Here is a 19,906-nt window from a genome sequence, read left to right on the forward strand (position 1 = left end):
GTCCCGCCTCGTGGCCGGCAGGGGGCAGGGATGAGTGTCGGGATCGTCATGCTGGTGCACACCGCGCTGGGCCGGGCCGCGCAGGTGGCGCGGCACTGGACGGCGGCGGGCTGCCCGGTGGTGATCCATTGCGACGCAAAGGTCAGCGCCCGCGCCTACCGCGCCTTTCGCAAGGAGCTGTCGGACGAAACCGAGATCCGGTTTTCCCCCCGGTTCCGCTGTGACTGGGGCACCTGGGGGATCGTGCAGGCCACGCAGGGCGCATCGGAAAAGATGCTGCACGATTTTCCCGAGGTGCGGCACGTCTATCTGGCCTCCGGCTCCTGCCTGCCGCTGCGCCCGGTGCGGGAGTTGCAGGACTACCTGGCCGCCCGCCCGCAGACCGATTTCATCGAAAGCGCGACCACCGCCGATGTCCCCTGGACCGTCGGCGGGCTGGATGCGGAGCGGTTCACCCTGCGCTTTCCGTTTTCATGGAAACGGCAGCGGCGGCTGTTCGACCGCTATGTCGCACTGCAACGGCGCCTGGGGTTCCGGCGCCGCATCCCCAAGGGGCTGGTGCCGCATATGGGCAGCCAGTGGTGGTGCCTGACCCGGCGCACGCTGTCCGCCATCCTTGAAGACCCGGACCGCAGGCTGCATGACCGCTATTTCCGCCGGGTCTGGATTCCGGACGAAAGCTATTTCCAGACGCTGGCCCGGCGCTATTCCACAGATATCGAGAGCCGCTCGCTGACCCTGTCGAAGTTCGATTTTCAGGGCAAACCGCATATTTTCTATGACGATCACCTGCAATTGCTGCGCCGGTCCGATTGCTTTGTCGCGCGCAAGATCTGGCCCCAGGCCAATCGCCTCTACCGCGTCTTCCTGACCGATGCGGAGGGCGGCAAGCGGACAGAGCCGAATCCCGGCAAGATCGACCGCATATTCTCCAAGGCGGTTGAGCGTCGGACACGCGGGCGGCCGGGCCTCTACATGCAAAGCCGGTTCCCCCACGGCGGGTGGGAGAATGGGCTGACATCATCGAAATATACCGTATTCCAAGGATTTGCAGAGCTGTTCGAAGATTTCGAGATGTGGCTGGCGCGGACCAGCGGGGTGCGGGTGCATGGCCATGTCTTCGGGCCGGGGGATGCGGAATTCGCCGGGCGGCAGCCGGTGATCAATGGCGCGCTGTCGGCCCGTGCCGCGATCCGTGACGCCAATCCGGGCGCCTACCTGACCAACATGATCTGGAACACCCGGGGCGAACGTCAGTGCTTTCAATATGGTCCCGCCGACAACCAGGGCATCGTGCCGCTGTTGACCGCTGACAGCAATGCGCAGGTCGCCGTGATCTCGGGGGCCTGGGCGGTGCCGTTGTTCCGGTCAAACCTGAATTTCGGTGAAATCCGGGCGGAGGCGGCGCGCCTGCAAAAGGTCGAATCGGAATTTCTGGAGGCCCTGCGCTCCCCTCATGCCAAGGCCCGGTTCCGCATCTGGACCATGGCGGAATTCGTTGAAAGCCCGATGGAGCCGTTGCAGACTGCCGTCGACGAGATGGAGACCCGCAGCGCCCGCCGTCTGACGGAGGCGCCGAAGATGGCCGACCTGTCGGGCTTTGGCCAGTTCCTGCAAACGCTGAAGAACCAGGGGATGCATCCCTACCTGATGGGGGATTTCCCCGCCCTGGACGACCCGGCCGGCGGGGCGCGGCCCGGCAAGACACGCAAACCATATCTGGTACAGAAATGAGCCGGTTCGACTATTTCATCGTCTTTGCCGAGATGCGCACAGGGTCCAATTTCCTGGAAACCAACCTGAACGCCTTTGATCACCTGTCCTGCCTGGGAGAGGCCTTCAACCCGCATTTCATCGGCTATCCCAACCGCGACGATTGCCTTGGCATATCGCAGGAGACCCGAGATGCCGATCCGGCGCAGTTGATCGACGCGGTGAAGGCCGCGCCGGGGCTGGCGGGGTTCCGGTTCTTTCACGACCACGATCCCCGCGTGCTGGATATCGCCCTGCCCGATCCGCGCTGCGCGAAGATCGTGTTGACCCGCAATCCGGCCGAAAGCTACGTGTCGTGGAAGATTGCGCAGCAGACCGGGCAGTGGAAACTGACCGATGTCCGGCGGCGCAAGGAAACCACCGTGACCTTCGATCCGGCGGAGTTCGAGGCGCAGATGAGCGCGCTTCAGGCGTTCCAGATCACGGTGCTGAATGCGTTGCAGACCACCGGGCAGACGGCGTTCTACCTGGCCTACGAGGATCTACAGGACGTTGCGGTGATCAACGGGCTGGGCGCCTTTCTTGGGGCGGAGCAGCGTCTGACAGAGCTGGATCGCAGCCTGAAGCCGCAGAACCCGCAGGCTCTGGCCGACAAGGTGGCCAATTTCCCGGAGATGGAGCAGGCGCTGGCCCGGCTGGACCGGTTCAACCTGAACCGCACGCCGAATTTCGAACCGCGCCGCGGGGCGCAGGTGCCGTCCTACGTCGCGGGCGCGCGGACGCCGCTGATGTACCTGCCGCTGCGGGGCGGGCCGGAGGCGGAGGTGCGGCGCTGGCTGGCGGGGCTGGACGATGTGGCACCCGGCGATCTGCCGGCGAAGTTCAACCAGAAGACCCTGCGCCAATGGAAACGCCAGAACGTCGGGCACCGCAGCTTTACCATCCTGCGTCATCCGGTGGCGCGGGCGCATCACGTGTTCTGCCGCCGTATTCTCAGCCGGGACAAGGGCAGCTTTGGCGAAATCCGACGCGTCCTGCGCAAACGGTTCAAATTGCCGATCCCGGGGGAGGGGGGCGGCACCCCGGAATATACGCTGGCCCAGCACCGGACGGCTTTCCTGGCGTTTCTTGATTTTCTCAAGGCCAACCTGGCCGGGCAGACCGCGGTGCGCATCGATGCCAACTGGGCCACCCAGGCCTCCGCGCTGGAGGGATTCGGCAGCTTTGCCCTGCCTGACCTGATCCTGCGGGAGGATGAGATGACCGCCTGGCTGCCCGCGCTGGCGCAGCAGCTGGGCGTTCCCGACCCGGCAGAGCCGGAGATGGCACCCGAAGACACGCCCCATGCCCTGGCCCGCATCTACGATGCGGAGGTGGAGGCAAGGGCGGCCGAGGTCTATCAGCGCGATTACATGATGTTCGGGTTCGGTCCCTGGCGTTGACCGCTGCGGTCACGCCTGCGGGGCAGGGGCCCGCCATCCCGTGGCGCGGCCCCGTGAGGACGGCCTGTCAGGCCGCCTTCATCTTCTGTTCGGTGGTCAGCAGCGCGTGCAACGCCGCGATATCGCGGTTCGCGCGCAGCTTCTTGCGCAGGTTCTCGTCCCGCAGGGTGCGGGAGACGGAGGCAAGCGCCTTCAGATGCTCCACCCCCGCCTGTTCCGGCGCAAAGAGGGCAAAGACCAGATCCACCGGCTGACGGTCGACGGAATCGAAATTCACCGGCTGTTCCAGCAGGATGAATACGCCCTGAACGCTTTGCAGCCCGTCCAGCCTGGCATGGGGCAGGGCGACGCCCTCCCCCACTCCGGTCGGGCCAAGCGCCTCGCGCTCCATCAACGCTTCCACCACGGCGCCCTGCTCCAGGCTGAGGGCCTGGTGCGCAAGTTCACCGACCTCATGCAGCAAGCGCTTCTTGCTGGATGCAGCGGTCAGTACCTTCACGGCGGAAGGGGTCAGGATGTCTCCCAGTTTCATGATGCCTCTGCTCGCTCGTCTCGGATGGTCCGGTCAGTTGCGTGGGTCGATCCACCCGATATTGCCGTCGTCGCGGCGATATACAACGTTCAGACTGTCCTTACCCTCGTTTCTGAAGACCAACACGGGTGCGCCTGCCAATTCCATTTGCATGACGGCCTCACCGACCGACAGCGACGGTATCCTGGCTTCCATCTCGGCGACGATGATGGGCTGGAGCGTATCTGTATCCGCTTCCTCGCCATGTTCGTCAGACGCGAGGATATACGAGGAGGCGGCGACATTTTCAACCGGTTCCGCGCGCGTTTTGTGGTGGTCCTTCAGCCGCCGCTTGTAACGGCGCAGCTGTTTTTCCATCTTTGTGCTGCACGCTTCGAAAGAGGCATAGATTTCAGTGGCATGTGCCTTGGCCTGAGCATTCAAGCCAGTGCTGAGATGGACCACCGCTTCGCAGACATATTCATGTCCGCTCCTTGAAAACACGATCGTGGCGTCGGTCGGGCGTTCGGCATATTTGTCCACAACCTCGCCCAGCCCCTGCTTGACGTGAGTCTGCAGGGCCTCGCCGACGTCGATCTGCTTGCCTGTGATTTGATAGCGCATTCCGTCTCCTTCACGTGACAATCCGGGCGCGATCCGGCGGGGGATTCCGCCGGAGAGGGTTACGTCCGAATGCTGTGGATCGGCAGGGCGGTGTCCTTGATCCACGTCAGATCATTGCAAGAAATCCGAGCGGGGAAAGAGGACTGACCGTGTACTGCCATGGGATCATTTGACGGGATATCCCGGTGATCTGTCAACGGATTCCGCATATCAGCCTTTCCAAATCCTGACACTGGCAGCTTGTCGCCCGGATGCCTGGACAGCCGGCCGACACCCGCCTGCATCGGCCCGGCGGGCGGGTCACCGGATGCTGAAGCTGTCGCCCAGATAGACGCGCCGCACATTGTCATTGCTGACCACGTCGTCGGGCGTGCCGGACATCAGTACCTTGCCATCATGCAAGATGTAGGCGCGGTCGACGATTTCCAGTGTTTCACGCACATTGTGATCGGTGATCAGCACGCCGATACCGCGTTTTTTCAGATCCGCGACCAGGTGGCGGATATCGGCGACGGAGATCGGATCGACCCCGGCAAAGGGTTCATCCAGCAGCAGGTATTTCGGATCGGCCGCCAGGCAACGCGCGATTTCAACCCTTCGCCGTTCCCCGCCCGACAGCGCCAGCGCGGGGGCGCGGCGCAAATGTTCGATGGAGAATTCGGACAGCAGTTCCTCCAGCCGCTCGCGGCGCTTGAACCGGTCGGAATGGGTGATGTCGAGAATCGCGGCGATGTTGTCCTCGACGTTCATTCCGCGAAAGATCGACATCTCCTGCGGCAGATAGCCGATGCCCAGCCGCGCGCGGCGATACATCGGCAGGCCGGTGGCGTCGCGCCCGTCGATGAAGACATGCCCGCCCTCGGGGATCACCAGCCCGGCGACGGCGTAGAACGTCGTCGTCTTGCCCGACCCGTTGGGGCCCAGCAGGGCAACGACCTCGCCGCGGTTCAGCTCCATCGAGACATCGCGGATCACCACGCGCTTGCGATAGGATTTGCGCAGGCTTTCGATCCGCAGCCCGGGCGTGCCCTGCCGCAGGTTCAGGTCGGGGGCGGTCATGGGATCACTCCGATTGCAGGACGGTGCGCACCCGGCCCTGCAATTGCGCGGTGCCGGCATCCAGGTTCACCGCCATCCGGTCGGAGGCAAAGGTGTTCTGCCCCTGGGCCAGCAACACGTTGCCGCGCATCAGGATATCGCCCCGGTCGATGTTGTAGTCGGCGCTGTCGGCCTCGGCCGCGTCGGGGCCGGAGACCAGGGTGACGCCGCCGGTGGCGCGCATTTCCTCCACCCGGGCGCCGTCCTCGTCATAGACGATGCGCACGCGCGGCGCGGTCATCCGCATCTCCCCCTGCACGATGATCACGTTGCCGGTGAAGATCGCGGTGCCGTCGTTCTGATCGACGGACAGGTTCTCCGCCTCGACCTCCACGGGGGCGTCGCGGTCCTCGCGGGCCTGTCCAAAGGCGATGTTGGCGCCCTGTGCCATGGCCGGGGCAGAGGCCATCACAGGTGCCAGCGCAAGCAGGGTCAGGATCAGGAAACGCAGCAGCATCGGGTCAGTCCTCGGCAGTTCCGGGATCGTATAGCAGCTTGACCCCCTTGGTGAACACGAATTCGGCCGCCCCGGTTTCGGGATCCGATGTCAGGTGCATGGCGCCGGCGGTGAAGGTGCCGGGCGGCCCCTCCCCCGAAATCGCGCCCGGCGCCGTCGCCTCCACTCGCTTCATCGAGGAGATCAGCCGCTCTGTCCGCACGACATACCCGGCGGAGGAGGTGATGATCACGTCGCCCTCCAGCTCTGCCCGGTCGGCAGAGGAGGCCACGGTGCCATTCGCGGCGGTAAAGGCGATGGTCCCGCCGGAGGCCAGGTCGATCCGTGCATCCACCACGTCGGCCAGCATCTGGCCATCGCCCACCGGCAGGGCGGTTTCGGCGGTAAAGGCAATGCGGTCGTCCGAATCCGTCACCCCGGCAAAGCTGGGCCGGGTCGCGCGTTCGGTCCGGGCGGATTCGCGCAGGTCAAAGGTGGTGTAGGGCAGATGGTTGGACGTATCGCGCCCGCGCGAGGTCAGGAAGACGGTGGACAGGATCGACAGCGAGGCCACCAGGAACAGGATCTTTGCCCAGTTCACGAACCGTGTGTAGGATCGGTCACTTAGTGCCATGTTGCGCCCTTGCCCCCTTGCCCCTTGCCCCTTGCGGTCACGAATGCGCGAAGATGTCCGTCTCCGGCCAGCCCGCCAGATCCAGCTGCGCCCGCGTGGGCAGGAAATCGAAACAGGCCTGTGCCATCTTTGTCCGACCTTCGCGGGCCAGTCGGATGTCCAGCTGTTCGCGCAGCCGGTGCAGGTGCAGCACGTCGGAGGCGGCATAGGACAGCTGGGCCTCTGTCAGCGTTTCGGCACCCCAATCGCTGGATTGCTGCTGCTTGGAGATGTCGACACCCAGCAGGTCCTGCAACAGGTTCTTCAGCCCATGCCGGTCGGTATAGGTGCGGATCAGTCGCGAGGCGATCTTGGTGCAATACACCGGGGCCGCCAACGCCCCGAAGGTGTTGAACATCGCGGCAATGTCGAACCGGCCGTAGTGAAAGAGCTTCAGCACCCGGGGGTCTTCCAGCATCCGCGCCAGGTTCGGCGCCTCGGTCTGGCCGCGTGCGATCTGCACGATATGGGAATGGCCGTCGCCGCCGGACATCTGCACCAGACACAGCCGGTCGCGATGCGGGTTCAGGCCCATGGTTTCGCAATCAATCGCGACCACGGGGCCAAGGTCCAGCCCTTCGGGCAGGTCGTTCTGGTAAAGATGGTTGGTCACGGGCGTGTTCCGGCATGTGGGCTTCGGCTTCTGGGGATGTAGTCCGCGCGCGGCCATGATGCAAATGGCTCCGCTCCTGTGGCGATGGCGGCGGCCTGTTGCCTGCGTCGGGAATGGACCACGACAGGGCCGGGCGGGACGGCTAGGATCAAGGCGCGTTTCCCTGCCCCGAGGTTTGCCATGTCCGTGTCGCGTGTCCTGTTTCTGACGATCTGCCTGCTGCTGCCCGGCGCCCTGGCCGCGCAGGACCGCGCGTCGGTCGAACGCCAGTTTCGCGGCTGGCTGGAGGCACGGGTGTGGCCCCGCGCCCGTGCCGAAGGGGTTGCCCGCGCGACCTTTGACACCGCGTTTCGGGGGGTGACACTGGATTGGGACTTGCCCGATCTGGTGCCGCCGGGATCGACGGCCAAGGTCCCGCAGCGCCAGCGCCAGGCCGAATTCGGCGCGCCGGGCCGCTATTTCGTCAGCAGCGCGGTGCGCGGTGCCACCGCCATCGGCCGGGACGAGGCCCGCCGTCACGCCGCCACTCTGGCCGCGATCGAACGCGCCACAGGCGTGCCCGGCCGCATCATCCTGGCGATCTGGGGCCGGGAAAGCAGCTATGGCCGCGCCCCCATCCCGCACAATGCCTTTCGTGTGCTGGGCACCAAGGGGTTCATGAGCACCCGCGCCGATTATTTCACCGACGAACTGATCGCCGCGCTGCGCATCGCCCAGGCCGGTCATGCCCCGCCTGGCGCGATGAAAAGCAGCTGGGCCGGGGCAATGGGGCAGCCGCAATTCATGCCGTCGAATTTCCTGCGCTACGCCGCCGACGGCGATGGCGACGGGCGCGCGGATATCTGGCAGTCGCAGGCGGATACGCTGGCCTCCATCGGGCGCTACCTGGCCGAACACGGCTGGCTGGCCGGGCGCGACTGGGGGTTCGAGGTGCGGTTGCCCGACGCGCTGTCCTGCACGCTGGAGGGGCCGGACCAGCGCCGTCCGCTGTCCGATTGGGCCGCGATGGGCATCACCCGCGTCTCGGGGCGCCCGTTCCCGGCCCATGAGCTGCGCGGCCAGGCATCCCTGATGCTGCCGGCAGGGCGGCTGGGCCCGGCCTTCCTGGTGACGCCGAATTTCTACGTGCTGAAGGAATACAACATGAGCGACCTTTACGCCCTGTTCGTCGGTCATGTGGGGGACCGGATCCAGTTTGGCAGCGGCGATTTCACCAGTGCCTGGCAAGGGATCGACACGATGTCGCGCGCCGACATCGCGGGGATGCAGCGCGGGTTGGTGGCGCGGGGGCATGACGTGGGAGGGGTGGATGGCTTGCCGGGGTTCAAGACCCGGCGTTCCATCGGGCGCTGGCAGGAGGGCGCGAACCGCCCTGCCACCTGTTTTCCCGCCTCCGCGCTGACGGCGGCGCTGGCGCGCTAGGCCTTGGCCGATGGCCGGGCCGAGACGTCGGCATGCCAGCGCCCCAGGTTGGCCGCGCCTTCGGGCGCCGGGTGCCGTCCGGCGGATGCGGCGAAATCGACCACCACCAGCGCCAGGATATCGGCGATGCTGAACCGGTCTCCGGCCAGGTAGGGGGTCTCTCCCAATTGCCGGTCAAGCGCGTCGTAGAACACGTCCAGCCGCTGGCGCCCGCGTTCCGCCAACTCCGGGATCTGGGCGTAGTTGCGCGGGCCGGGCAGGGCACGGTCGGCAAAGTGACGGGACGCATTGCGCAGCACCTCGGCGGCGGCCGTCAGCCCCTCCAGCTCCACCCGGCGGTTCCAGGCCTCGACCCGCGCACGCTCCAGCGGGTCGGTTCCGAACAGGGGCGGCTCGGGGTGCATCTCCTCAAGGTAGCGGCAGATCGCCCCCGATTCATGCAGGCGCGTGCCGTCTTCCAGTTCCAGCATAGGCAGCAACATGCGGTCGTTGATGCGGGCGTAATCGTCCGACATCTGCTCCCGCTTGGTCATGTCGACGGGGACGCATTCCAGGTCCAGACCCTTTTCGGCGGCAAAGACCCTCACCCGCCGACAATTCGGCGCATGGGAAAAATCGTATAGTTTCATGGTTCCTCCTTACCCTGCGCCCATGGATAGACGCGGGGCGCGCGTGCCACAAGACAGGGCGTGCGGGTCGGGGGCGGCCCGGTCAGTGCGCGGGGTCCAGCCACAGTCTTCCGCGCCGAAAGCCGCCGCGCCACAACAGGCCGGGCCGTGTGACTTCGGGGTAATCCTCCGCCCAGTCGCGGAACCTGTCGTCGCTGACCACGCGGGCGCGCAATCGCCGGGCCGCCGCCAGGATCATCGGGTCCGCCGGAGTGCCTCGCGGCGCCACCTGCACATGGGCGGCCGGCAGTCGCAGCACTCGCGCCAGGGCGGCATCGTCCATGTAGGTTCCGCGCAGCTTGTAGCCGACGTTGGCGTCAAAGATCACCGTGACCACCAGGTTCTGCGCGGCCAGGTGGGTGATCACCTCGCGCAGGCAGGCCGGATCGGGGGCGCCGGTTTTCCAGTGCATCACGTTGGACCCGTCCACCACGACATAGGCGCGCCGGCCCCGACGCCAGCGCCGCAAGGCCAGCGCCAGCAGGGGCAGCGCCAACACCAGGAGAGCGACCAGATCCAACATGACGCCAAGCTACGTCAGAGTCGGGGCGGAGGGAAGCGAACCCTCGCCGCAGACGCGGGCGATCGGTTCGTGGAAATATGGGAAAACAGGACGTGCCAACATGGCCCGGAGGGCCGTCGCAGAGGATCTGAATGGCGAAAGATCCAACAATTCCAAAGTATTCCAGGGTGGGGACTTTGGTGCCCAGGAGATGCAGACCCGAGGGAGAAAGCAATTTTTCCCTCGGCTGACGGAAGTTCCCAGTTTCTCGGGAGAAATTGCTCCACCCGGCTGCGGGTGGGGTTTCCGAGAACCGCTCCCGTGTGGGGCATAATGTGGGGCAACTCTTATGCCGTCAGACACCGCACGCCATGTCGAGTTGCGTGGCAAGACCTACTACCTCCGCATGCGGGTTCCGAATGAGTTTGCAGACGTCGAACCCCTCCGAGAGATCAACAGGTCTCTGAAGACGAGAGACCTCGTCGTGGCCGAAGCACGCTGTGCCAACGTCAGGCTTGCTCTCTTCAACGAGTGGAGGGCACGCCGCGCAGGTCGGGCCGCGGATACACGAGCAACATTCGATGCCTCGGTCGACCTACTGAAGGCCTGGGGGATGACCTTCAGCCCAATGGATGAACTGATTACAGGGCCTGTCAACGACCTCCTGTCCCGGATCGAGGCCATTGCCAATGTGGATCCTCTGTCCCCGGCAGTCCCGGCGGCACTCGGAGCCATCGAACTCCCCGATATGACCCTCCACGAGATGGCTCAGCGCATGCCCATCCTGAAGGCGAATGACATTCGCGCCAAGAACGCACGTCAGCGTCGTGAGTGGTGCGGGAATTTCAAGCGCGCTGCGCGAGATTTCATCGCTCAGATCGGTGAACGGACGATACTCACGATCTCGGAGCAAGATGCGACCGACTATGAGGCCCACTGGAAGAAGCTCGCTGAACCGGGTGGAGTGACCACAAACTATGCCAATAAACAAATCAGATATGTTCGTCAGATGATTGACGCACATTATGATGATATTCGAATGCCGAAGAGTAGGCGCAATAACGTCTTCAAGGGACTGGGCGTGGGGAAGCTGATATACGCAGATGATGAGCGGAAGAAGCTTCCGCTTCCTGAGACATGGGTGAGGAACCGCCTGATCAACGACCGCATCCTCGAAGGATTGGAACAGGAGTCGTCAGACATCGCAATCATCGCGGCGACCGGTGGCTGCCGTGCATCGGAAATATACGATGTGCCCGAATCCGATATTCATCTGGACCACCCGATTCCCCACATCAGATTTCGCGTCGTTCTGGATGGGCCAGATCGGCGTGAGTTAAAGAGCAAGGCGTCAACGCGGGTTCTCGTCCTCCAAGGGCCGGCGTTGGCGGCAATGCGCCGAAATCCGACAGGATTTCCCGGGCATCGGGGGAAAGCGAAGTTCTCTGGGCCAGTGAACAAGTTCCTTCGAGAGAACGGTCTGTTCCCTCCGCTCCCTGAAGGTGAAGATGGCCGCTACGTCATCAGCGGCACACGCCACTCATTCGAAGATCGCATGAAGGCGGCCGGCATCAAGAACGAGGAGCGTGCCTTTCTCATGGGGCATTCGATAGGTCGCGTCCGTGGCAGACCGGTATACGGAAGTGAACTCGACCTACCGCTTCGTGCTCTGTTGCAGGAAATGGTAGCTTACGACGGCGATGGCTGGTCACCGCGGCCGATCGCCGACCTTTGGGAAGAAGTGGACAGGCTTCTCGAAGAAAAAGGCCATCGTCTCCGATAGCTTCCGGCGCTGGTGTCGGCTGGCGATCTGACAACGGATGCTGATTTCCGGAACCTGGCGACTGCGATGATTTCTGCACCTGGCGAAACGATCCGACTTCCTTTCCATCTTAACTTAGATGGAAGGTTGTCGTGCCCCCCACTGTCGAAGATCTCCAAGCTGCCCGCAAGGTCATCGTGCGCATTGTACAAGCGAGAGAGGATGGAAAACAATATATGCCTATCGTTCTCGCGCTCGAACGGGTTATCGCCGAAACTCGAGGACTGAGCAATGATCTTGCCCGCATCCTGGATGAAGTGGTCTGAGTTAAGTATTGTTGTCGACGCGGCCCACAGTGGGCCGCGTCCCTTGCGATATCAGCGGCGTCGATGCTTGGTCGGATCTACCAGCCGATACTTCTGTCCCTTTCCTTCTGGTGGCGGCAGAGGCTCTCCTTTCGTAACGGTCCGCTCAATTCCGGAGCGCCCGCCGCGGGGGCCGGTGATCTCATACTGCCCAGACTTGGGAGCCTTCTGCCCCGGCTTGAAGAGTTTGTCAGACATGTTCAGTCTCCGAGACAGACGCCGGAACATCCGGGAAGCGCTTACCGGTCGCAATCTCACTGATCCGACCTTGATTGAGGTCGAAGTCCGCCGCGATGCGGTGCTGATAGTCGCCCTGCGCGAGCCGGGCTTTGATGATAGACACCTGCTCGGGTGTCAGTTTCTTCTTCTGCGCCATCGTGGCGTTCTCCTCGGCGCTTGTGGAAATAATTTGCCCTGGAGTCCCGAACAGTCTATCTCTCGAGTGCTACCAAGAGAGTGCTTCGGGTTCCGAGGCTACGTTCGGAGCGTCGCGCCGTTGACGCCCTAACGTTTTCTTAGCGGCGGGGTCGCCTTGTTGGGCGCCTCGCCGTGCTCTCATGCGGCTCCTTCTATCAGTAGAGGGCGTACCTCTCTCGCACCGACAAACTGCGAAAGTAGCCTATAGTTTCCTGTCTCATGTCGCACGCGGCCGGCGACAATTGCAGGATGCACATCCGCTTGACGGGCCAAGGACAAGACATTCTGCACACTGGGTCGCTGTCGCACCGGATGTTCGTTCCAGAGATCAGATGGTATCAAGGCTTCTTGCGCCACGTTATCGGCCTCCCGCTCTCGATCGTCATCTTTTTCATGATGGCGTTCTCGGAGCTGCAGATCATCGATGAAAACCCCGTCGCTCCCGTCCGGAAAATGCAGCCAAAGGTGAGCAAGTTCATGGAGCAGGCAAAACCAGAAATTGTCGAGCCGATCGTATCGGATCGTCATGCCCACAACTGGAATCTTGTCGATCGTCCAGAGCGCTGCACCGTCAAGGTAGGTCTTCTGTAGATGTTCGACAGCCACCAAGGCAATACCATGTTTTGCAAGCCTTTCCTTAGCAAGTTTTGGCCCTTGATCGAAAGTACTAAGGCGGGCCAGCTCACGAAGGAAATCGAAATCCATCGTCTCTGGATCGTATACTCCTTTCAGTTCGGAGTTGCGGGCTTCACAGAGCACATGAAGGCACCATGCCTGCAGAGCATTTACATCAGTCTTGGCATTTGCTCTTGCGCCCCCACCTTGCCGAAAAAGCGCCTTGGGAAGCGCCTCTTGACCACCGGCGCAAGCGACCAAGTCTTGCACGATTTCTTCAGCGCGATCTTTGAAATCCGCAGTTTTATTTATCCAACCCTTCTTTGCCATTTCAGCAAAAGGGAAGGAATCGAGATCGATGCCAGCCGGGGCTTCCGGGAGGCTGCTGCCGCCCCGAATAAGAACATCCGCCGGGATACCTAAGTGCGAGTGCAGGGCACGAATCATCTTGAGAGTAAGGCTACGTTTCCCGCCTAAAATTTCGGATACCTTCGCCCGGCTCCCAAGAATCGGCGACAAGTCGCTTTGGCTCAACTCCATCTGTTCCATGCGGAATCTAATTGCACTTATTGGATCAGGTGCATCCATTGGAAAATGCTGATCTTCATATACCTCGACAAGTGTCGCAAGGACGTCGAGTTCATCATTCTCCGCTTCGGAGCGCTCCTTTTCCATGAGGTCCTCAACCCGAGAAATTGCAGAGCGATAATCGTGCTCTGAGTGAATTGGTCGAATACGATTCTCAATCATCACACATCCTCCGCATTTATCTGATCGTATTCCTTGTGGGTTCCTACAAACCTGATCAGCCCAATCCCCATTTCGTAGTCAAACTTGACTACCAGTCGATATTTGTTCCCGCAGATGTTAAAGACCACTCGTCCGCCCTTGAGAATGCTTGCATTCCGATACAGCTCCTTGATGTCCGAAGGTGTTCTCCAAGACGCTCGTTTCGCCTCCGCCCACCAAGCATCGAGCTGAGTCTTCGCATCCGGAAAACGCTCTCCGAAAGCACGCAGTGTAGGCCGAGAAATGATCCTCATGAGAGCGCTTTAGCCATGTTCTCAAGCAAGGTCAAGATATGTTGCTCCCATGACGTTGTCAAGGCATATGCTCCCACATAGGGAGCGGATACTTCTTGCATCAGATCCTATCCGTAGTCTCGCTTCGGGATCGCTGGTCGCGGTAAAGCTACTCTTACTTCGTCAAGGCATTCCTCATCTGATCGGCCATCTCGACGCCATGGGCCACCTTCCGCACCATGAGGAATACATTCCCCGTAGTGCGGGCCCAGATCCGCCCGATCGCATCCTTCTCGCGCGCCTCGGGCGCACCGATCAGGTGCTCGCCTTTGTATTCCACGACGAAGATGCGGCCATCTCGGAGCTTCGCCACGAAGTCCGGGTAGAACCGACGACCGACCCGCGGCAGCGAGAACGAGTCCGGATGCCGCGCTACGTTCCGGACCCAGACATCGACCTCCTCAAGGCTGTCGAGGCTCCAGGCACACTGGAATTCCTCGCCGTTGAGGTCTCCATCGATGAGAGGGGCTCGATCGGCACCGAGCAGGTGCCGGTTGAACCGGAATGCTCCGATCGTCTGCGTGGGCACGTTCTGGTAGATCGTGTCGTCGAACCGAACCACGTTGCTGTCGGACCAGGTCGGTTTCGCCTGATCGTCGAACAGCGCCATCTGGTGCGCTCGGGTCTTTTCCTCATTGCGGATCACCTGGATCTTCCACCGGATCCGCGCCGCGATCTGGTGCTGCCAGTCGATCAGGGTGCGGATGCTGACTTCCCTGTTCGTGACCAGGTCTGCCACGATGGCGGCCATCCACGGCAGCATCTCCGCCTGCGGAACATCGGGCACCCGGCATTCGCGCTCCAGCCATTGCACGAGAGAGGCTTCGAGGTCCGCGTCCGAAGGAGCATGCAGGCCGGACAGGATCGGCTGCTCTTCTGTCATGCGACTGTAGACCAGCTTCTCACCCTCGAGGTCGATCTCGATGACGTCCTGGGACTTGTGGAAGCTCAGCTCCTGTTCGGTCAGGCGGGCCGGATGTCGATCAAGGGACCAGTCGACGCGCTCCATAATCGCATCGGTCTCGGCGAGAAAGGTCTCGCCCACCAATTCCACCAGAAGCTGGGGGATCTCGATGACATGCCCCTTCTGGGCGAGCGTGCGGCTGGCCTCGACAGTTGCCCGATGCTTTTCGAGCTGAGCATCGAAATGGGCATGATCTTCCTCCCGCGTGATCTCGCGGACGCCCTGGGCGATCTCGTCGGTCACCTCGCCCTTCACGCCGACGACCAAAGTGCCGTCATCGCGCTGGATGTAGTCGACACCCTCGTCCTGCCAGCCATTCAAGCGCTCACGAGCATCCTGGCTGTCTGGCACGGTGAACTGAAGGACGGGCTTCGGGCGCACGGGATCAGGATCGAAGAGATCTCCCTGGTCATTCTGCTCCACCCCGCGCGGCTTCAGGGACTCCCGGACCTCCTCGTCTGTGAATCCCATGTCGATCAGCTTGTCGGTCAGCGCCTGCGCCGCCTCGCGGAACGAGGGCTCCGAGACATGGGCATAGGCGCAGTTCAGGGCCGCGTTCTTCCGGCGCGCCGCGTAGGGCATGCGCAGGACCCGCCCCAGGAGCTGCTCGACGGCGCCCCGGCTCTGGAGCCTCTGGGTGGCGCACAGGACGTAGGCCGAGGGGCAATCCCAGCCCTCCTTCAGCGCGTCCACCGTGATCACGTGGCGGGTCTGCTCTGCAGGATCGCGCAGGTTCACCCCATCCAGCTCGCGCTGCTCCCCGGTCGCGATCTTGATCCGGTCCTCGGGGATCAGCTTCTCCTCGATGAGATACTTCTTGAGCTCCGCGACCGTCGGATGCCCGTTCCGCGCCTGCGCTTGGTAGAGCACCACTGGCCGGATGTGATTGCGGTCCCGCTTCGCCTTTTCCTCGAGCATGTTCCGCGTCGCCACGGCACCCGTCACAGCCTCGCGCCAGTCGTCATGCGGCCGGACCCGGATCGGGAGCTTGATCATCTCCTCGTCCTTCAGGGCGCTCGCCGTGACGGAATGCAGGATGTTGTTGCGGCCGCGCGGGGTCGCCGTGAACTCGACGATGGCGGCCGGCCGGATCCGGGCCTGGACCTCGCGCGTCAGGCCCGAGACGGCGTTGTGCGCCTCGTCGACGATCATCAGGGGCCGCTGATGGTAGAGCAGGTTGGCGAAGGAGAACTTCACCGCCCCCTCGGTCAGCATGTCGTTCTCGGCCGCCTCCTCGGGCGACACGACCTCCATCCCGTCGGTGGGCACACCGGAGAAATGCGGTTCCAGCTCCTCGTGGTGAGAATAGACCTTGCGGCCGGAAGTGTTCGCCACCCGGAAGGCCTGGATCGTGGAGACGACGACGCACGCCGACCGCGCCAGATCCTGCGGGCGCAGCATCTCGAACTCGGTGATGTCGAAGACGCGGACATGCCCGCCGAAATTCTCGTCGAGCCTGCGACGATAGGGATGGGTCCGGTCCTTCAGCGCATCCACCGTCTGGGACTTGATCGCGTCCGAGGGCACGAACCAAAGCGTCAGGGGCCATGTGCGGCGCGGATAGCTTCGGGTGGCCAGGCGGATCGTCTCGGCCGCCAGCAGGGTCTTGCCGCCGCCGGTCGGCACGTAAGGCACATCAGGGAGCGCCTCGAGGGGCTTGTAGGTCCGTGGCTCTGGTATGCGACTCTCGAGGCGGGCAAGCTTCTCCTGCTCGTCCACGGCGTGCTGGAAGGCCTCAGCGGGGCCGGTGGCGAGGGCGCGGGCGAAGAAGGCGTCGAGGGTGTCCAGCGTGGCCTTCTGGTAGGTCTTGAGCTGCATGGGTTACGTCCTCGCCGAGATGTCGTAGGGGGTCTGGCGGAACAGGATGCCCTGATCCTTCAGCGTGGCCTCGGACAGGCGGCAGGCGGCGCCGTAGACGACCAGATCGCCCTCGAAACCCGGCGCGGCCGTGGCGAGGTCATCCCGGATCAGTTTCAGCACCGCGCGGGTCAGGACATTGCCGCCCCCGGGGCTGCGATCCTTCAGGATGCCGTTGTAGAGCAGGGCGACGGCCCGCTCGCCATGCACGCCCAGAAGAGGGCCGGCCGGGGTGTCGGTCATGGGCTGCCGGGTCTCGGAGAACCACACATGGCGGGCGAGGTCGGCAAAGCGGATGGCCGGGTCGATCCGGCCGTCCTCGTCGAAGACCGCCGGGCCGAGGGTGCAGAAGCGGAAGCCGCCGCCGCCCTCCCAGCCGACATCCTTCGAGATGCCGCCCTGTTCGCCTTCGATGACCTTCTGCATACGCAGGGCGCAATGGGTGCGGGCATGCTCGCCCATCTCGACCGCGATCCATCGGCGGCCCATCTTGTGGGCGACGGCTGCCGTCGTTCCGGAGCCCACGAAGCTGTCGAGGACGAGGTCGCCAGGGTTGGTGGCGATATGGAGAATCCGGGAGATCAGCTTCTCTGGTTTTATCGTGTCGATCGGCTGAACACTTGGTAGGAGTTCTCTTGCGTGAGCTTTCGCCTGCCGGGTGGTGTGTTCATTTGTCCATATTGTCTCGTTAGGACGTTTGGGATCGTTGCTCGCGAATTCTCGGCTGTATGGAACCCAGACTATTTCGCCCAGTCTCTCTCGCTGCTTCCAGATAAGGCGGCCTTCCTTGCGCAGTTGTTCGATGCCTTTCTTGCCGAAGGCCCAGTTGGCTTCACGTCCGTCGTCATGTATCGGCCATGCATCCGTTCCATCTGGAGCTTCGATCGGGAAGAACATTGTCGGCCTGTCAGCCCGCAAAGAGTTCTTTCCATTCTTCTTAATCAATCGATCCCGGTGGGGACGCGGCTCTTCGTCGGTCATGCGATAAGATTCAAGGAGGCCTTCGTCGCTCTTCTGCCGAAAGCCCGCCTGTTCAGAATTCTTCTCGTAGACGAGAATGAACTCGTGATCCGGCGTAATTGGGACTTTGTTATCGTTCGGACTGTCCACCTTCCTCCAGATGAAGGTGCACCGAAAATTCCTTCGGCCGAATATCTCGTCCATGACGACCTTGAGGTAGTGACCTTCGCGATCATCGATCGACATCCAGATTGACCCGTCCTCTCTCAGGAACTCGCGCAGCAGCATCAAGCGCGGCACGATCATGGCCAGCCATTTCGCATGCTCGAGGCTGTCGTCGTAATGCTCGAAGGCAGACCGGGTGTTGTAGGGCGGGTCGATGTAGATGCACTTCACCCGGCCCGCGTAGAAGGGCAGGAGCGCCTTCAGGGCCTCGAGGTTGTCGCCCTGCACCAGCAGCCCCTCGTCGCTCTCTCCGGCTCTCAGATCGGGCACCTCGTCGAGCAGCCGATACGGCACCCGATCCGCCGCCCGCAGATCCTCATCCCTCGTCAGCCAATGTAGCAGCGGCATGCCCGTCCCTCGTTCTTGCCACCGGATCTTCGCGGCCCGGCTTGTCGACGACAGGATAGGGGATGACGGTTTCCGGGGAAAGCGATCAGGTGGCAGTCATTCCCAGCCGCGCCGGATATCGGTCCGGTTGCATTTTGGGCAATGGATGCTGGACGTGGGCCGGCGCTCCTCGCGGGCATCGCGCTTTTCGTTCTCGGTCAACGCGTCGGCTGTAAATCGATGACCGCAGTTATTGCATCGGAATGGGATTGTCTCAGGCAAGGCTCACTCCCGCTTGCTGCAGGGATTCCGTCCAGAGGCTCTCTGCCGCCTGGTGGGGCGTCATGCGATCTTCCTGGTTGCCCCGCATGAAGTTCATCGTGGCCGTCAGGAACATCTCGTAATCGTCGTTCTCGACGTTGAAGCCCCCATTGGATGTGTTGTCCGCAGAGTCTTCCGCGAAGACATAAGAGATGTCCCCGAACCCATGGCCGCCCGTCGAGCAACGGACGGTGATGTGCGCGGTCCCGCCCTGCATCCGGCTGCGATTCACCACCGTGCAGGAGAATTTCTTGTCGGACCTCGCCGTGAACCGACCGCGGAGTTCCTCAAGGGTGTCCAACTCGGCCGCCGCCTCCTGGAAATATCTCCGGATCTCATCGAATGCCTGGTCTCGAAAGTCACTCCGATCGATGTCATCGAAGTGCCGCTGGACCCGATACTTCCGTGGCTGCGCCTCCGGGCGGGTTGCGCCGCCTGGCGCCGAAACAAGCGCCTCATCCATTTCATCGAGGACGCGGGCAACTTCTTCGACGATGTTCAGGAAGGCGGTGTTCTCATTGGTCCAGTTGCTGATCGGCTTCCCGTCCTTCGGCAGCGCCTTGAGCTTCATGAATGGACTCGACTTCCAATAGCAGTCTTCCACGATGATCGGGATTACCCGTGCTGTTCCCTCGTCGTGACGCTCCATGGCTCGGGTCATCTCGGTGTCCATGCAGTAGTCCGAGTTCAGGAAGTCCGGGCTGATCAGAAGGAAGACGATGTCACAGGCTTCCAGCTCGGCCGAGATCTCTCCGTCGATCTCGCCGCCGGCGCGAATCTCGCGGTCATACCAAGTTTCGATACGGCCATCGCGTCGAAGGGGGGAAAGGTGGGCTTTCAGCCTTTCCAGAGTGGCTTCGTCGCGGTGGGAGTAGGAAACGAAGGTTTTCATGAGGGCGCCTGTTCGTTATTTGTTCCAAACCTACGGGTCGCCATGGCAGCCGTCAACGGCGCCGCAGCGTTCGAGCTTACGTGTCCGGTAAGGAGAGGAATTCTCTGTCCTTCTTGTTCGTGATCATGGCATTGATCTTGTCCTTAATCTGCTGAGCTTTATCCGCAGGGACAGTCTCGAGAAATGCCAGGAACGCGCCCCCATAGATGATCTTCTTGCGTGTTTCGGCGCGGCGAGTCTCTTCCTTCGCCTTCTGCGAGAGGTCAGACAGTAGCGCCTTCTTCTGTTCGATCTCGCGGGTCAGCGTTTCGATCTTTTTCAGGTTTCTCGACATCCCGTGGATCCTTTCATCGCGGTTCTCGAAGGGAATGTCGTGCCTGGTTCGGCGCTTCGCTCCAGGTTTTTCGCGACCAAGTC

Annotated in this window: 20 protein-coding genes; 5 read left to right on the top strand and 15 right to left on the bottom strand. The window is 62.6% G+C overall.

Annotation, left to right across the window (positions count from 1 at the left end; translation table 11 throughout):
- Nucleotides 1–30 precede the first annotated feature (30 nt).
- The gene (locus tag G5A46_RS05485; protein ID WP_163848044.1) at nt 31–1,734 is read left to right on the top strand and encodes a DUF5927 domain-containing protein; all 1,704 of its coding nucleotides are present in this window, start codon (nt 31–33) and stop codon (nt 1,732–1,734) included.
- On the top strand, nt 1,731–3,155 hold the full coding sequence (locus tag G5A46_RS05490; protein WP_163848046.1) for a sulfotransferase domain-containing protein: 1,425 nt from the start codon (nt 1,731–1,733) through the stop codon (nt 3,153–3,155). Before G5A46_RS05485 ends, G5A46_RS05490 begins: the two co-directional genes overlap by 4 nt.
- 67 nt (nt 3,156–3,222) lie before the next feature.
- On the opposite strand, the gene G5A46_RS05495 is transcribed toward G5A46_RS05490, so the two are convergent.
- The 6 genes from G5A46_RS05495 to G5A46_RS05520 all read right to left on the bottom strand — a co-directional run bounded on the left by G5A46_RS05495 (nt 3,223) and on the right by G5A46_RS05520 (nt 7,110).
- A complete protein-coding gene (locus G5A46_RS05495) occupies nt 3,223–3,687 on the bottom strand; it encodes a PTS sugar transporter subunit IIA (RefSeq protein WP_163848048.1) in 465 nt (154 codons plus the stop codon).
- A gap of 33 nt (nt 3,688–3,720) precedes the next feature.
- Nucleotides 3,721–4,290, bottom strand: a complete 570-nt coding sequence (gene hpf, locus G5A46_RS05500) for a ribosome hibernation-promoting factor, HPF/YfiA family (RefSeq protein WP_163848050.1) — start codon at nt 4,288–4,290, stop codon at nt 3,721–3,723.
- A 300-nt stretch (nt 4,291–4,590) separates the two neighbouring features.
- Complete coding sequence (lptB, locus tag G5A46_RS05505) at nt 4,591–5,349, bottom strand: LPS export ABC transporter ATP-binding protein (protein ID WP_163848052.1); 759 nt, start codon at nt 5,347–5,349, stop codon at nt 4,591–4,593.
- 4 nt (nt 5,350–5,353) lie between these two features.
- Nucleotides 5,354–5,845, bottom strand: a complete 492-nt coding sequence (gene lptA / locus G5A46_RS05510) for a lipopolysaccharide transport periplasmic protein LptA (protein WP_163848054.1) — start codon at nt 5,843–5,845, stop codon at nt 5,354–5,356.
- Between the two features lie 4 nt (nt 5,846–5,849).
- Complete coding sequence (locus G5A46_RS05515; RefSeq protein WP_163848055.1) at nt 5,850–6,458, bottom strand: hypothetical protein; 609 nt, start codon at nt 6,456–6,458, stop codon at nt 5,850–5,852.
- A 37-nt stretch (nt 6,459–6,495) separates the two neighbouring features.
- Nucleotides 6,496–7,110 (bottom strand): ribonuclease D, encoded by a 615-nt coding sequence (locus G5A46_RS05520; RefSeq protein ID WP_163848058.1) that lies wholly within the window; start codon nt 7,108–7,110, stop codon nt 6,496–6,498.
- Nucleotides 7,111–7,290: 180 nt separating this feature from the next.
- Here G5A46_RS05520 and G5A46_RS05525 point away from each other — a divergent pair, with 180 nt between their 5' ends.
- Nucleotides 7,291–8,532, top strand: coding sequence for a lytic murein transglycosylase (locus G5A46_RS05525; protein WP_163848059.1), 1,242 nt, complete (start codon nt 7,291–7,293; stop codon nt 8,530–8,532).
- Here G5A46_RS05525 and G5A46_RS05530 read toward each other — a convergent pair.
- Both G5A46_RS05530 and G5A46_RS05535 read right to left on the bottom strand, forming a co-directional pair.
- A complete protein-coding gene (locus G5A46_RS05530) occupies nt 8,529–9,161 on the bottom strand; it encodes a glutathione S-transferase family protein (protein ID WP_163848061.1) in 633 nt (210 codons plus the stop codon). The genes G5A46_RS05525 and G5A46_RS05530 overlap by 4 nt on opposite strands.
- An 82-nt stretch (nt 9,162–9,243) precedes the next feature.
- Complete coding sequence (locus G5A46_RS05535; RefSeq protein ID WP_163848063.1) at nt 9,244–9,723, bottom strand: NYN domain-containing protein; 480 nt, start codon at nt 9,721–9,723, stop codon at nt 9,244–9,246.
- A gap of 328 nt (nt 9,724–10,051) precedes the next feature.
- Here G5A46_RS05535 and G5A46_RS05540 point away from each other — a divergent pair, with 328 nt between their 5' ends.
- Both G5A46_RS05540 and G5A46_RS05545 read left to right on the top strand, forming a co-directional pair.
- The gene (locus tag G5A46_RS05540) at nt 10,052–11,485 is read left to right on the top strand and encodes a DUF6538 domain-containing protein (RefSeq protein ID WP_338050023.1); all 1,434 of its coding nucleotides are present in this window, start codon (nt 10,052–10,054) and stop codon (nt 11,483–11,485) included.
- A gap of 131 nt (nt 11,486–11,616) precedes the next feature.
- On the top strand, nt 11,617–11,790 hold the full coding sequence (locus tag G5A46_RS05545) for a hypothetical protein (RefSeq protein WP_163848066.1): 174 nt from the start codon (nt 11,617–11,619) through the stop codon (nt 11,788–11,790).
- 229 nt (nt 11,791–12,019) lie between these two features.
- Here G5A46_RS05545 and G5A46_RS05555 read toward each other — a convergent pair whose 3' ends face one another.
- From G5A46_RS05555 to G5A46_RS05585, 7 genes are all read right to left on the bottom strand, one after another.
- Entirely contained in the window at nt 12,020–12,205 is a 186-nt protein-coding gene (locus G5A46_RS05555) for a helix-turn-helix domain-containing protein (protein ID WP_163848070.1), read from the bottom strand.
- Nucleotides 12,206–12,384: 179 nt separating this feature from the next.
- Entirely contained in the window at nt 12,385–13,611 is a 1,227-nt protein-coding gene (locus G5A46_RS05560) for an ImmA/IrrE family metallo-endopeptidase (protein ID WP_163848072.1), read from the bottom strand.
- Complete coding sequence (locus tag G5A46_RS05565) at nt 13,611–13,904, bottom strand: type II toxin-antitoxin system HigB family toxin (protein ID WP_163848074.1); 294 nt, start codon at nt 13,902–13,904, stop codon at nt 13,611–13,613. The genes G5A46_RS05560 and G5A46_RS05565 overlap by 1 nt, the downstream gene beginning before the upstream one ends.
- A 154-nt stretch (nt 13,905–14,058) precedes the next feature.
- Nucleotides 14,059–16,725, bottom strand: a complete 2,667-nt coding sequence (locus tag G5A46_RS05570; RefSeq protein WP_163848076.1) for a DEAD/DEAH box helicase — start codon at nt 16,723–16,725, stop codon at nt 14,059–14,061.
- 3 nt (nt 16,726–16,728) lie between these two features.
- Nucleotides 16,729–18,297: a site-specific DNA-methyltransferase gene (locus tag G5A46_RS05575; RefSeq protein ID WP_163848078.1), complete on the bottom strand. Its 1,569-nt coding sequence runs from the start codon at nt 18,295–18,297 to the stop codon at nt 16,729–16,731.
- Nucleotides 18,298–18,550: 253 nt separating this feature from the next.
- The gene (locus G5A46_RS05580) at nt 18,551–19,489 is read right to left on the bottom strand and encodes a toll/interleukin-1 receptor domain-containing protein (RefSeq protein ID WP_163848080.1); all 939 of its coding nucleotides are present in this window, start codon (nt 19,487–19,489) and stop codon (nt 18,551–18,553) included.
- A gap of 76 nt (nt 19,490–19,565) precedes the next feature.
- On the bottom strand, nt 19,566–19,823 hold the full coding sequence (locus G5A46_RS05585) for a hypothetical protein (protein ID WP_163848082.1): 258 nt from the start codon (nt 19,821–19,823) through the stop codon (nt 19,566–19,568).
- Nucleotides 19,824–19,906 lie beyond the last annotated feature (83 nt).

The organism is Pseudooceanicola aestuarii, from assembly GCF_010614805.1.
GTDB lineage: Bacteria > Pseudomonadota > Alphaproteobacteria > Rhodobacterales > Rhodobacteraceae > Pseudooceanicola > Pseudooceanicola aestuarii.

Coding starts and splice junctions, on each gene's coding strand:
- G5A46_RS05575 (WP_163848078.1), bottom strand. CDS start 18,297: ATGCCGCTGCTACATTGGCTGACGAGGGATGAGGATCTGCGGGCGGCG.
- lptB (WP_163848052.1), bottom strand. CDS start 5,349: ATGACCGCCCCCGACCTGAACCTGCGGCAGGGCACGCCCGGGCTGCGG.
- lptA (WP_163848054.1), bottom strand. CDS start 5,845: ATGCTGCTGCGTTTCCTGATCCTGACCCTGCTTGCGCTGGCACCTGTG.
- G5A46_RS05535 (WP_163848063.1), bottom strand. CDS start 9,723: ATGTTGGATCTGGTCGCTCTCCTGGTGTTGGCGCTGCCCCTGCTGGCG.
- G5A46_RS05560 (WP_163848072.1), bottom strand. CDS start 13,611: ATGATTGAGAATCGTATTCGACCAATTCACTCAGAGCACGATTATCGC.
- G5A46_RS05515 (WP_163848055.1), bottom strand. CDS start 6,458: ATGGCACTAAGTGACCGATCCTACACACGGTTCGTGAACTGGGCAAAG.
- G5A46_RS05540 (WP_338050023.1), top strand. CDS start 10,052: ATGCCGTCAGACACCGCACGCCATGTCGAGTTGCGTGGCAAGACCTAC.
- hpf (WP_163848050.1), bottom strand. CDS start 4,290: ATGCGCTATCAAATCACAGGCAAGCAGATCGACGTCGGCGAGGCCCTG.
- G5A46_RS05525 (WP_163848059.1), top strand. CDS start 7,291: ATGTCCGTGTCGCGTGTCCTGTTTCTGACGATCTGCCTGCTGCTGCCC.
- G5A46_RS05495 (WP_163848048.1), bottom strand. CDS start 3,687: ATGAAACTGGGAGACATCCTGACCCCTTCCGCCGTGAAGGTACTGACC.
- G5A46_RS05530 (WP_163848061.1), bottom strand. CDS start 9,161: ATGAAACTATACGATTTTTCCCATGCGCCGAATTGTCGGCGGGTGAGG.
- G5A46_RS05570 (WP_163848076.1), bottom strand. CDS start 16,725: ATGCAGCTCAAGACCTACCAGAAGGCCACGCTGGACACCCTCGACGCC.
- G5A46_RS05565 (WP_163848074.1), bottom strand. CDS start 13,904: ATGAGGATCATTTCTCGGCCTACACTGCGTGCTTTCGGAGAGCGTTTT.
- G5A46_RS05585 (WP_163848082.1), bottom strand. CDS start 19,823: ATGTCGAGAAACCTGAAAAAGATCGAAACGCTGACCCGCGAGATCGAA.
- G5A46_RS05485 (WP_163848044.1), top strand. CDS start 31: ATGAGTGTCGGGATCGTCATGCTGGTGCACACCGCGCTGGGCCGGGCC.
- G5A46_RS05490 (WP_163848046.1), top strand. CDS start 1,731: ATGAGCCGGTTCGACTATTTCATCGTCTTTGCCGAGATGCGCACAGGG.
- G5A46_RS05555 (WP_163848070.1), bottom strand. CDS start 12,205: ATGGCGCAGAAGAAGAAACTGACACCCGAGCAGGTGTCTATCATCAAA.
- G5A46_RS05580 (WP_163848080.1), bottom strand. CDS start 19,489: ATGAAAACCTTCGTTTCCTACTCCCACCGCGACGAAGCCACTCTGGAA.